At 61.0% G+C, this 11,362-nt stretch carries 11 protein-coding genes; 6 read left to right on the top strand and 5 right to left on the bottom strand.

Annotated elements, in window-relative coordinates; genetic code table 11:
- Window positions 1–271: 271 nt before the first annotated feature.
- Genes rfbB through F3J08_RS08685 form a run of 5 tightly spaced genes read left to right on the top strand, consistent with a single transcriptional unit; the run spans window position 272 to window position 4,727 of the window.
- Window positions 272–1,327, top strand: a complete 1,056-nt coding sequence (gene rfbB, locus F3J08_RS08705) for a dTDP-glucose 4,6-dehydratase (RefSeq protein ID WP_166929340.1) — start codon at window positions 272–274, stop codon at window positions 1,325–1,327.
- Entirely contained in the window at window positions 1,324–2,235 is a 912-nt protein-coding gene (gene rfbA, locus F3J08_RS08700; RefSeq protein ID WP_122038387.1) for a glucose-1-phosphate thymidylyltransferase RfbA, read from the top strand. The genes rfbB and rfbA overlap by 4 nt, the downstream gene beginning before the upstream one ends.
- A 10-nt stretch (window positions 2,236–2,245) precedes the next feature.
- Window positions 2,246–2,806, top strand: a complete 561-nt coding sequence (gene rfbC / locus F3J08_RS08695; RefSeq protein ID WP_122038388.1) for a dTDP-4-dehydrorhamnose 3,5-epimerase — start codon at window positions 2,246–2,248, stop codon at window positions 2,804–2,806.
- Window positions 2,803–3,705, top strand: coding sequence for a dTDP-4-dehydrorhamnose reductase (gene rfbD, locus F3J08_RS08690; protein WP_166929338.1), 903 nt, complete (start codon window positions 2,803–2,805; stop codon window positions 3,703–3,705). The genes rfbC and rfbD overlap by 4 nt, the downstream gene beginning before the upstream one ends.
- 2 nt (window positions 3,706–3,707) lie before the next feature.
- Window positions 3,708–4,727 (top strand): glycosyltransferase, encoded by a 1,020-nt coding sequence (locus F3J08_RS08685; protein ID WP_370458694.1) that lies wholly within the window; start codon window positions 3,708–3,710, stop codon window positions 4,725–4,727.
- On the opposite strand, the gene F3J08_RS08680 is transcribed toward F3J08_RS08685, so the two are convergent.
- From F3J08_RS08680 to F3J08_RS08660, 5 genes are all read right to left on the bottom strand, one after another.
- Entirely contained in the window at window positions 4,700–5,389 is a 690-nt protein-coding gene (locus F3J08_RS08680; protein WP_240149231.1) for an RluA family pseudouridine synthase, read from the bottom strand. The genes F3J08_RS08685 and F3J08_RS08680 overlap by 28 nt on opposite strands.
- Before the next feature lie 61 nt (window positions 5,390–5,450).
- Window positions 5,451–8,114: a DNA translocase FtsK gene (locus F3J08_RS08675; RefSeq protein WP_166929336.1), complete on the bottom strand. Its 2,664-nt coding sequence runs from the start codon at window positions 8,112–8,114 to the stop codon at window positions 5,451–5,453.
- Between the two features lie 395 nt (window positions 8,115–8,509).
- Window positions 8,510–9,064 (bottom strand): 16S rRNA (guanine(966)-N(2))-methyltransferase RsmD, encoded by a 555-nt coding sequence (gene rsmD, locus F3J08_RS08670; protein WP_166929334.1) that lies wholly within the window; start codon window positions 9,062–9,064, stop codon window positions 8,510–8,512.
- A complete protein-coding gene (locus F3J08_RS08665; RefSeq protein ID WP_051757741.1) occupies window positions 9,064–9,870 on the bottom strand; it encodes a pseudouridine synthase in 807 nt (268 codons plus the stop codon). The genes rsmD and F3J08_RS08665 overlap by 1 nt, the downstream gene beginning before the upstream one ends.
- Window positions 9,867–10,640, bottom strand: a complete 774-nt coding sequence (locus F3J08_RS08660; protein ID WP_166929332.1) for a gamma-glutamyl-gamma-aminobutyrate hydrolase family protein — start codon at window positions 10,638–10,640, stop codon at window positions 9,867–9,869. Before F3J08_RS08660 ends, F3J08_RS08665 begins: the two co-directional genes overlap by 4 nt.
- Window positions 10,641–10,843: 203 nt before the next feature.
- Here F3J08_RS08660 and F3J08_RS08655 point away from each other — a divergent pair, with 203 nt between their 5' ends.
- Window positions 10,844–11,290, top strand: coding sequence for a nucleoside deaminase (locus tag F3J08_RS08655; protein WP_166929529.1), 447 nt, complete (start codon window positions 10,844–10,846; stop codon window positions 11,288–11,290).
- Window positions 11,291–11,362 lie beyond the last annotated feature (72 nt).

Here is an 11,362-nt window from a genome sequence, read left to right as displayed (position 1 = left end):
AAATATTTTTTCGTGTTTTACATTTTGATTGTTTCAATGACCGTCAAATCGACGCTGAAAATGTAAATCAAGGACTGGATATCGGTGTGGATTGTTGGCGTCAATTATAAGATATGTTTGTTATAAATACGCAATATGACGCTACTCTAGCGTATTTTGTTATATATATCGTCTTTCCACATCACCCTTTCGGATTGTATTCAGTGACCCTCGGCGCGGGTCAGGTTGACCCAGATGCTGCCTGTATTGAATGCTGTGACTGAGAGTAGCAATGCGTATATTATTGACAGGTGGGTGTGGTTTCATCGGATCTGCCGTGGTCAGGCATCTGATCCGTCAGACCTCACACGACGTTCTCAACGTGGATTGCATGACCTATGCAGCCTCGGAAGAGACTGTGGGCGAGGTGGCGGCTGACCCGCGCTATCGCCATGCGGCTGTCAACATCGTCAATGGTGTCGAACTCCAGAAGCTGTTCGATGAGTACCGTCCCGATGCCGTCATGCATCTGGCGGCCGAGAGCCATGTCGATCGCTCTATCGACGGGCCCGGCGTATTCGTCGAGACCAACGTCACGGGTACCTATGCGCTTCTTGAGGCCGCCCGTCGCTACTGGCAGACCCTTGATGCCGCAGCACAGAAAGCGTTTCGCTTTCATCATATCTCGACCGATGAGGTCTTCGGGCATCTTGAGCTCGATGATCCACCGTTCACCGAGACGACCCCCTACGATCCGCGGAGCCCTTATTCAGCGTCGAAGGCCGCTTCGGATCATCTCGTGCGCGCCTGGTACCATACCTATGGTCTGCCGACTTTCGTCACGAACACCACGAATAACTATGGTGTCTGGCATTTCCCCGAAAAGCTCATCCCGCTGGTGACGATCAACGCGCTCGAAGGCAAGGAACTGCCGGTTTATGGCAAGGGCGAGAACATTCGCGACTGGCTGTTTGTCGAGGATCACGCCGAGGCGCTGGTCAAGGCCGTCGAACAGGGTCAGCCGGGTGAGACCTATGCCATTGGTGCCCGTCAGCCGCGCACCAACCTTGATGTCGTCAAGACCATCTGTGCCGTACTGGACGAACTGTCGCCCGACCCGGCAGGCCCGCGCGAGCGTCTGATTCGTTTCGTGACGGATCGACCCGGCCATGATTTCCGTTACGAGATCGACCCCAGCCATGCCGAAAAGGCTCTGGACTGGAAGGCGAAGCACGATTTCGAAACCGGCATCCGCCGCACGGTCCAATGGTACCTCGATAACCGCAACTGGTGGGAAGGCATCCGTGCCCGCCGCTACACCGGACAGAGACTGGGAACAAAAGCATGAACGCCATCGCTGCCTCCAAGCCGATGAAGGGCATTCTTTTGGCCGGTGGGTCGGGCACACGCCTGCATCCCATGACGCTGGCGACCTCGAAGCAGCTCCTGCCGGTTTATGACAAGCCGATGATCTATTATCCGCTGACCACGCTCATGCTGGCTGGCATTCAGGATATCATGATCATCTCCACACCCCATGACCTGCCGCAGTTCAAGCGCCTGCTTGGCGACGGGTCGCAGTTTGGTGTGCGTTTCGAGTATCGCGAACAGCCCTCTCCGGACGGCCTGGCACAGGCCTTCCTGATTGCAGAAGACTGGATCGACGGCTCGCCCTGCGCTCTGGCGCTGGGTGACAACCTGATCTTTGCCGATCATCTGGGTGTGCTGCTGCGTGCGGCGGCGTCTCGCCCCGAAGGGGCAACGGTTTTCGCTTATCAGGTGCGCGACCCCGAGCGTTATGGCGTGGTCAGCTTCGATGATAGCGGCCGTGCCCTCGGCATCGTTGAAAAGCCTACGGAGCCTGAATCGAACTGGGCTGTGACCGGTCTCTATTTCTACGACCATCGCGTTGTGGAATTCGCCAAGAGGGTCAAGCCGAGCCCGCGCGGTGAGCTCGAGATTACCGATCTGAACCAGATGTATCTGGAACAAGGCACATTGCAGGTCGATCGTCTGGGCCGCGGCTGTGCTTGGCTTGATGCCGGAATGCCGGATAGCCTGATGCAGGCTGGTCTGTTCGTTCAGACGATCCAGTCCCGTCAGGGCATGCTGGTTGGCTCACCGACCGAAGTCGCCTATCGCATGGGCTTCATCGATCGCGAGCAGCTCCTGATGCAGGGCAACGCGAAGAAAAAAACAGAGCTGGGCCGCATGCTGCTCGAGCTGGCAAACCAGTCTCATTCTGGCCGAAACTAGGAGCAGGTTCATGAAAGTCGAACGTCTCGCCATTCCTGACGTCATCCTTGTCACGCCGCAGCGCTTCAGCGACTCACGCGGGTTCTTCTCGGAAACCTACAACCATCAGAAGATGGTCGAGGCCGGGATCGATCTGACCTTTGTGCAGGACAATCAGAGCCTTTCCGTTCAGAAGGGCGTCGTGCGTGGCCTGCATTGCCAGGTTGCGCCTTATGTTCAGGGCAAGCTCGTGCGTTGCACCAAGGGCGCAATCTGGGACGTGGCAATCGATGCCCGCACCGGCTCGCCCACCTACGGCAAGTGGGTTGCAGCGGAATTGTCAGAGGAAAACTGGTCGCAGCTCTGGGTGCCGCCGGGCTTCCTGCATGGGTTCGTGACCCTGCAGGAAAACACCGAGGTTCAGTATAAGTGCACGTCGCTTTACGACAAGGCGTCGGAACGCGCGGTTATCTGGAACTGCCCGCATCTGGCCATTGACTGGCCAATCAGCGCAGACGAGGTTGTTCTGTCCGACAAGGATCAGGTTGCGCCCCATTTCACTGAAGCCAAGGGATGGTTCCAGTATTCATGAGCACGGCATCTGAAAAAACGATCCTTGTCACGGGTGGGCAAGGTCAGCTCGCCACCTCGCTGAAGACCCTTGGCGGAGATCGTGTGATCGTTGTCGGTCGTCCCGAATTCGATCTCGCCAACCCGGAGACCATGGCAGCGACGCTGGCGCGTTACACGCCCGCTCTGGTGGTGAATGCGGCCGCCTGGACGGCTGTGGATCTGGCGGAAAGCGAGATCGCGGGCGCAGAAGCCGCCAACGAGACCGGTCCGGCCGAGCTGGCACGTCTTTGCGCAGCGCAGGACATGCCGCTCATTCATGTCTCAACCGACTACGTGTATGCCGGTGACAAGGGCTCGCCCTATGTCGAAACCGACCCCGTTACGCCACAGACGGTTTACGGTCGCACCAAGGCGGCAGGTGAGCAGGCCGTGCTGAAGGCGCAGCCGAAGAGCGTGATCCTGCGTACGGCCTGGGTTTATTCCGGGCATTGCAAGAACTTCGTGCGGACCATGGTCAATGCCGGGGCGAAGAACACGCATCTGAAGGTTGTGGGCGATCAGTATGGTTGCCCCACCAATGCCGATGATCTGGCCAAGGCCATTCTGGGCATTGCGGACCAGATCGAGGCCGGTTGGCAGGACAGGTTTGCCGGCATCTATCATGCCTGTGGCACAGGTGAAACAAGCTGGCACGGACTTGCGGTGGCTGCTCTTGAAGAGGCCGTGCGTCATGGTCAGACCATGCCGGTCGAGGTGACCGCCATCCGCACGCAGGACTGGCCTACCCCGGCCAAGCGCCCGCAGGATTCACGCCTTGATTGCAGCAAGCTCGAACAGGTCTTTGGTATCCGCCTGCCTGACTGGCGCGATGGCGTTGCCCGCGCTGTTGACGAGCATTTTGCGGCGCAGTCGGCCTGAGCGTGGCGCGGGGCAATAGTGTTCTGACCTCACCACCGCATCTTTATGCGGTGGGGGGGCGTGATACGGAGCGGGCGGCCTCGGTGCCGCCCGTTGCGATTCTGTTGTCCGTCTATAATGGTGAGGCGTTTCTCAACCAGCAACTCGACAGCTTTCTGGCACAGACAGAAAGCAACTGGTGCCTCTACTGGCGTGACGACGGCTCGCAAGATGCTTCACGCGCCATCATGCTCTCCTTTCAGGAGCATCGTGGTCAGGGGCGCTGCGTCGAAATTGACGCCGAACCCTGCAATATCGGTGTTGCCCTTTCCTACGCGCTTCTGCTTGATGCGGCACCTCCGGATGCGCTGATCGCATTTGCAGATCAGGACGACGTCTGGGTTCCCGAGAAACTGCAATGGGGCCGTCAGGCCCTAGGCGGCTGTGAGGGACCTGCCCTTTATTGTGCGCGTCAGTTTCTTGCCGATGAGTCTCTTACGGTATTGGGACCTTCGCTACCGCTTCGCCGTCAGCCTGATTTTCGTACGGCTCTCATCCAGAATCTGGCCACGGGCCATACCGTCCTGCTCAACCCTGCGGCGGCTGCGCTGATACGTTCCACCCTGCCACCCAAGGGCATACTCCATGACTGGTGGAGCTACGCCCTCGTTCTGGGTATGGGAGGACACTTCATCTTCGATGAGCGCTGTGTGGCGCTTTATCGGCAGCATCGTCGCAATGCAGTCGGGGTCGAACGCTCAATCCTGACCCGTGGCCTGCGTGCCATACGGCGCGGCCCCAAATCGTTCATGGCCCTTCATGTCGCGCTGACGACGCATCTTCTGCAACCCGATCTTTCGGTGCATCTCCAACCGGAATCACGGGCATTTCTTCTGCGTTTGCGCAAGGCGCTGGGTGGCGGGATCAGGGAGCGACTCCGTTTTCTGATCAGGGAACGCGGCTTTGTGCGCCAGCGTATGGCCGAGACGTGGCTGTTCCGGCTGTGGTTCCTGCTTTACGGCAATTCCAGCCCGAAAGCCTGACAGCTTTCGCGCATGAAACCAGGAGGAGTTGCCCGCGCACTCACCTGATCATCGCGCAAAGACAGATCGAGCGAGCGGCTCATGAGGTGCAGGGCACCCTCTCTGCCGCCATAGCGTTCATCACCAAGAATGGGGCAACCCAGTAGCGCACAATGGACGCGCGCCTGGTGAGTGCGCCCTGTTAGCAGGGTCAATTCAATAAGGGCATGCGTCCTGCCGCGGGAAAGGACCCGCCATGAGGTGCGGGCGCTTTGTCCTTCGGGGTGTGTTTCCATATGCCAGCCCGCCTGCGTACTCACCTTGCGCAGGGGAGCGTCGATCAGACCTTCATTCTCCGTCGGACCGCGATGGACGACCGCCCAGTAGGTCTTGCGGACGTTGCCTGAGGCAAAAAGCGCCTGTGCCTCCACGAGGGCCTGCTTGCGCAGAGCAATCATCAGACAGCCGGATGTGTCTGTATCGAGGCGGTGCACCAGCCACGGGCCATCCTTGCGACGCGACAGCAGGGGAAAAAGCGCTTCGACAGAATGGCGTGCCTTGGGCCCTGGATGGACCGGAAGCCCGGCAGGTTTGTCGATCACGACCAGGCGCGGGCTCTCATAAAGAACCGGATAGGGAAAGCGGTCGCTTATCGCATGGTCGGTCATCGGGCGGTCAGGCATTGGGGCGGTCAGTCATCGTACAGGCTGGGCATAAAACGGCGTCAGGGCAGGGGAGGGGGGGTCAGTCCTCGTCGCGCTGACGGCGGGCAAGGACTTCGCGCTTGCCCACATGATTGGCAGCGCTCACGATCCCTTCCTTCTCCATTTGCTCGATGATCTTGGCCGCGCGATTATAGCCGATCGACAGGTGACGCTGGATGAATGAGGTCGAGGCCTTGCCCTCGCGCGTTACCAGATCGACAGCCTGATCGAACAGGCTGGATTCGGCATCGTAATTGCCGCCACCCATACCGTTTCCGCTCGACGAGGCGCTTCCGCCTTCATCTTCAAGGCTAGAGATCACCTCGTCGTTATAGACAGGCTCGCCCTTGCTGCGCAGATCGGCCACCACATCCTCGACCTCGCTATCGGCTACGAAAGGCCCATGCACACGGGTGATACGGGCCGCGCCCTGCATGTAGAGCATGTCGCCCTGGCCCAGAAGCTGCTCGGAACCCTGCTCACCCAGAATGGTGCGGCTGTCGAATTTGCTGATCACCTGGAAGGAGATACGCGTCGGGAAATTGGCCTTGATGGTGCCGGTAATCACATCGACCGAGGGGCGCTGCGTGGCCATGATCACATGGATGCCGGCCGCACGGGCCTTCTGCGCCAGACGCTGCACCGCAGCTTCGATTTCCTTGCCTGCCACCATCATCAGATCGGCCATTTCGTCGATCACCACCACGATATGCGGCATTGTCTCGAGCGCAAGCTGCTGTTCGTCGAAAACCGGCTGGCCGGTCTCGGGGTCGAAACCGGTCTGCACGCGACGCGTCACCAGTTCTCCCGTCGAGCGGACCTGACGCACACGCTGGTTATAGCCCGTGATATTGCGTACTTGCAGATGCGCCATGGAGCGGTAGCGCTTGTCCATCTCGCGCACGGTCCATTTGAGCGCGGCCACCGCCTTGTTCGGCTCGGTGACAACAGGCGTCAGCAGATGCGGAATCCCGTCATAGATCGAGAGTTCAAGAATTTTCGGGTCGATCATGATCAGGCGGCACTCTTCCGGCGTAAGCCGGTAGAGCAGCGACAGGATCATGGCATTGACGCCAACCGATTTGCCCGAGCCTGTGGTACCGGCAATCAGCAGATGCGGCATCTTGGCCAGATCGGCATAAACCGGATTGCCCGCAATGTCCTTGCCAAGCGCCAGACGCAGCTGCTCCCCCGGTTCGTGAAATTCGGGCGTATCCAGCAGCTCCGAAAAATACACCGTTTCGCGCGAGGCATTGGGGACTTCGATACCGATGACATTGCGCCCCGGCACGGTGGCAATACGCACACTCAGTACCGAAAGCGAGCGCGCAATATCATCCGCCAGACCGATCACGCGGGCAGAGCGAATACCGGGTGCCGGTTCGAGCTCGTAAAGCGTGACCACCGGGCCGGCATGGATATCGCCAATCTGACCCTGCACACCGTAATCGGAAAGAACCTGCTCCAGCAGGCGGGCATTGGCCTGCAAGACCTCATTGGACGGGCCATTGCCGCCATGAGCGGGTGCCTTGCGCAGCAGGCCCAGCGATGGCGGCTGCCAGCCTGTATTCTCCCAACCCTGACGGGCGGCGGGTGCAGGCTGGGGCTGAGCGCTGCGCTCGGAGCGTGCGCGACCAAAACCGAAGAATCCACGCCTTGGCTCTTCCTCCTGCTGGGGTGGCGGGGCGTGATCTTCGGTGAACGGGGCCGCGTCCTCGATTTCAGCATAGCGTGTGACGGCAGCAGGCCTTGGTGCGCTGTCCTGATCACGGGCGATCTGGGCCAGCTGCATGGCATAAGGATTGGAAGGGGCGGGTTCGGGAGCCGGCGCCGGTTGCGGGTTTGTCGCCTGCTGGCGCAGGGCCGGAACCGGCTCTTCTATCTTGTCAGGAGGTTGCAGCCATCCGGTATTGGCCGGGATGAACGGTGCGCGCGCGGTGTCCTGGCTCCGTCTTGGTGTAGGGTAGGGGTGCTCGTGGCGATAGGCATTGGCCTCGACCGGCTCATAGCTGCTCCAGTCCGGCGGTGCAGAGTGGCGGGCCTTGTTTCCCATGCGCCGCGCCAGATTTTCGGAGCTGCGGCCAACGGAACGGGCGCCGCGGAACAGAGCGCGCCATTCGCTGCGACGCAATCCGACAGCCAGAGGAACAAGCAGGATCGTCAGCAGCAGACCGAGCAGCGAAAAGACAACGCCGCCGGCTCGCCCCAGCGCTGCATGGCCAGTCGCGACCAGATGATCAGCAAGAACAAGCCCGAGTTGCCCTCCCAGCCCCGCGCGCGACGGCCAGCTTGTGGTCAAGGCCGGTATCAGGACCTGCAAAGTGGCAATCAGCGCGGCCGCAACAGGCAAAAGACAGAAAAAGGCGATGAACCGCAGGATCGGTACGCTCAGCGCATGGTGGCGTACGATCTGCCAGGCCCAGCACAGCATCACGATAATGGGCAATGCACTGGCCAGACCCAGCCATTGTACCAGGGCATCGGCCAGCGTCGCGCCGGGCTGACCCAGCAGGTTTGTCGGCACCGCTGTCGTGGCTGTGTCGAATGAGGGATCCTGCGGATTGTAACTCCACAGGGCCACGCCCAGCGCCAGAGCAAGGGCCAGCAAAATGAAGCCGCCAAGCTCCGTCAGCCTGTCCTGAAACGGGCCGCGCTGCCGTGGCGCTGTCGTGCCTGATGAAAAGAAGCGGCTGAACGAGGCCAAATTCGCGTCTTCCTGTTTTTGCGCAATACGTCATACCCCGCGCATGGGGCATCGAGCATCGTCTGGATCTATACGTGTCGTGTGGCAGAACTATAGCGGAACGCCGCCCGGAGACGAGAGCAAAAAAGGCCGGAATCTGCCGTTATTCAGGTGGTGTCGCGACGCCTTGCAGGACGCTGCCTTGCACGGCCCCGGTGGGAAGTATGCCCAGGGCCTGCACATGGCTGAAGCAGGCTCTTGCGTTCACGAAGGAGAGACTGCCGCGCAATCACGGCTTATGACGGAACGCTGCCTCACATTCCGCTCGAGGGCAGTCATCCTTTGGGAAGATGTCTGATTTCAGGTGAGCCGCACCAGCGCTTGTCCGGTTAGGGATATGCGGAGACGGCACGGCGTCAGGATGCGCGCCAGATCCTGACCTGGGCCACACCGAAGCGCCGTTCGGTCAACAGGGGAAGCTCGATGGCGAGTTCGTCCTTCACTGCGGTTTCAGCCACGATAATGGCTTCAGGGGCAATCCAGCCAGAGCGGGCCAGAGCCTTGAGCGCAGACGGGACAAGGTCCTTGCCATAAGGCGGGTCCAGAAAGACGAGCGTGCAGGGGCGCGGCGCGCGTGGCGCACGCGTGACATCGCAGGTCAGCACGGACAGGTCGCGGTCCTCGAAGCGGCAGGCGCGGATATTGGCCGAAATCACGGCGCGGGCGCTGCGGTCCTGCTCCATGAAAACGGCGGAAGCAGCGCCGCGTGACAGGGCTTCGAGCCCCAGCGCGCCAGTGCCGGCAAAGGCATCGAGCACATGGGCGCTGCTCAGGAAGTCCGAACCGGCCCAGGGGGCGTGGGCCAGCATGTCGAACACGGCCTGACGGGCGCGATCAGAGGTGGGGCGGGTGGTCTCGCCCCGTGGCGCCTGAAGCGCGACGCCTTTGCGTTCACCGCCGACGATACGCATTATTCTTCTTCGGCATCCGGGCTGGTCGTGTCGGGGGTCGTATCCCTGACCACCCGGCGCACGCGACGTGGGGCTGCTGCAAGGCCGGGGATCTGCTCGCGCAGGATCTTGCCCTGCACCTCTTCAATCTCGCGCTTTTGCAGCGTGCCTAGCTGGAAGGGGCCATAGGAGACGCGGATCAGACGGCTGACATGCAGGTTGAGACCCATCATGACGCGCCGGATTTCACGGTTCTTGCCTTCCTGAAGGCTGACAGTCAGCCAGGCGTTATCGCCCTTCTGCGAGTCCAGACCGGCTTCAATGGGACCATAGCGCACTCCATCGAATTCCGAGCCATGAGCCAGAGCAGCCAGCTTGCGCTCGTCCACAACGCCGAACACGCGCACACGGTAGCGGCGTATCCAGGCATTGGAAGGCAGCTCAAGGCGGCGGGCAAGCTCACCGTCATTGGTGAGCAGAAGCAGCCCTTCGGAATTGATGTCCAGACGCCCGACGCTGACGACGCGCGGCATGCCCTCAGGCAGGGAGTCGAACACGGTGGGTCGTCCCTGCGGGTCACGATGGGTGGTCATGAGCCCGTCCGGCTTGTGATAGCGCCAGACACGGGTGTGTTCCTTGCCCCCGATCACCTTGCCATCGAGCTGGATGATGTCGCCATCCTGTACGAAGGTGGCGGGATGCTCGACCGAAGAGCCGTTCATGCGGATGCGACCGGCCTCGATCATGCGTTCGATGTCGCGTCGGCTGCCCACGCCTGCGCGGGCCATCCATTTGGCGATGCGTTCGCCCTTCTGTTCTTCGGTCATGCTCGTCTGTCCTGTGGTGTCGCGTGTCGGGCCGCGTCGATGAAACCAGCCAACAGACGCGCGTCACCCGGATCGATAGCGAATTCCGGGTGCCACTGCACCCCCAGATAAAAAATTCCGTTGCCAGTGTCGTTGCCGGTGTCGTCGCCGGTGCCGGGAGCTTCGATCGCCTCGATCAGGCCATCAGAGGCATGGGCACTTACCAATAGGCCCCCGGGGTCGCGCACGCCCTGATGATGGGAGGAATTGACCCGCATGGTCGTGCATCCGGCGTAGTGGGCCAGACGCGATCCGGGAACGAGGATCACATCGTGACCGGCTTCGTCGCGCGGGTTCGGCTGTTCATGGGCAATAGGCCCCGGTGCATGATCGGGAAGATGCTGGTGCAGTGTCCCACCCCAGGCAATGGCCATCAATTGCATGCCGCCGCAGATGCCGAGTACCGGCAGGCTACGACGGCGGGCGGCTGCAATATAGGCCAGTTCGGCGTTCGTGCGCCCCGGTTTGAGGGTCGTCTGCGGGTGCAGGGCCTCACCATAGAGTGCAGGGTCGGGATCGAACGCGCCTCCGGTGACAACCAGCCCGTCCAGACGCTCCATATAGGCCTGCGCCAGATCAGGCTCGTGGGGCAGCCCCACTGGCAGGCCGCCTGCGTTGCGGATGGCATCGAAATAGTTTTGCCGCAGGGCGTGATAGGGCCAGCGGGAAAAATCCTGTGGGCTACCCGGCTCGATATCGAGGGTGAGGCCGATGAGGGGCGCGCGTGTCATGAGGTGGATGTAAGCAGGGTTTTCCGGCAAACAGAAGGCAGGCGTGCAGGATAGCACGACGAACGATGGGAGGGGGGTCATACGGCATGAGGCAGAAGCATAGTCATGGTTCTTCCCCCCTTAGCTGGACAGGGGATGAAAGCGCCCCCCCTGATAGGCGTGGCGATGGCACCAGCCCGCCGCGTCTGGACCCGTCCGAGGCCATGAGCTGTGCTCTCGGGGCCGCCCGCGAAGCGGCCTCACGGGGCGAGGTGCCTGTGGGTGCAGTCGTGCTTGGGGCAGATGGACAGGTTCTGGCCTGTGCCTCGAATGAGGTTGAGCAAAGGGTCGACCCCAGTGCCCACGCGGAAATTCTCGCAATGAGGGAAGCGGCGCGGGTGCTTGGGTCGCGGTCGCTCGCCTCGTGCACCCTGGTCGTGACGCTGGAGCCCTGCCCCATGTGTGCAAGCGCCATGACGCATTTTCGCCTTGGACGGGTGATTTATGGTGCCTACGACCCGAAGGGGGGCGGGGTCGATCACGGACCACGCATTTTTGAGCAACCGGCCTGTCTGCATCGGCCTGAAGTGATTGGCGGGGTACGCGAGCACGAAAATGCTGAATTGCTGAAGAAGTTTTTCATAACATTGCGGGAATCGCGCGCGTCCTGAAACGGATTACCACGTTTTTACGCGCCCCTATTCTGGACGAACCGAAGGTCGGTTCATAAGTTCTCTTGATCA

This window comes from Asaia sp. As-1742 (assembly GCF_011753235.1).
Lineage (GTDB): Bacteria > Pseudomonadota > Alphaproteobacteria > Acetobacterales > Acetobacteraceae > Asaia > Asaia bogorensis_B.
The sequence above is the reverse complement of the archived record's forward strand: the minus strand, read 5'-3'. Positions and strand labels throughout refer to the sequence as shown.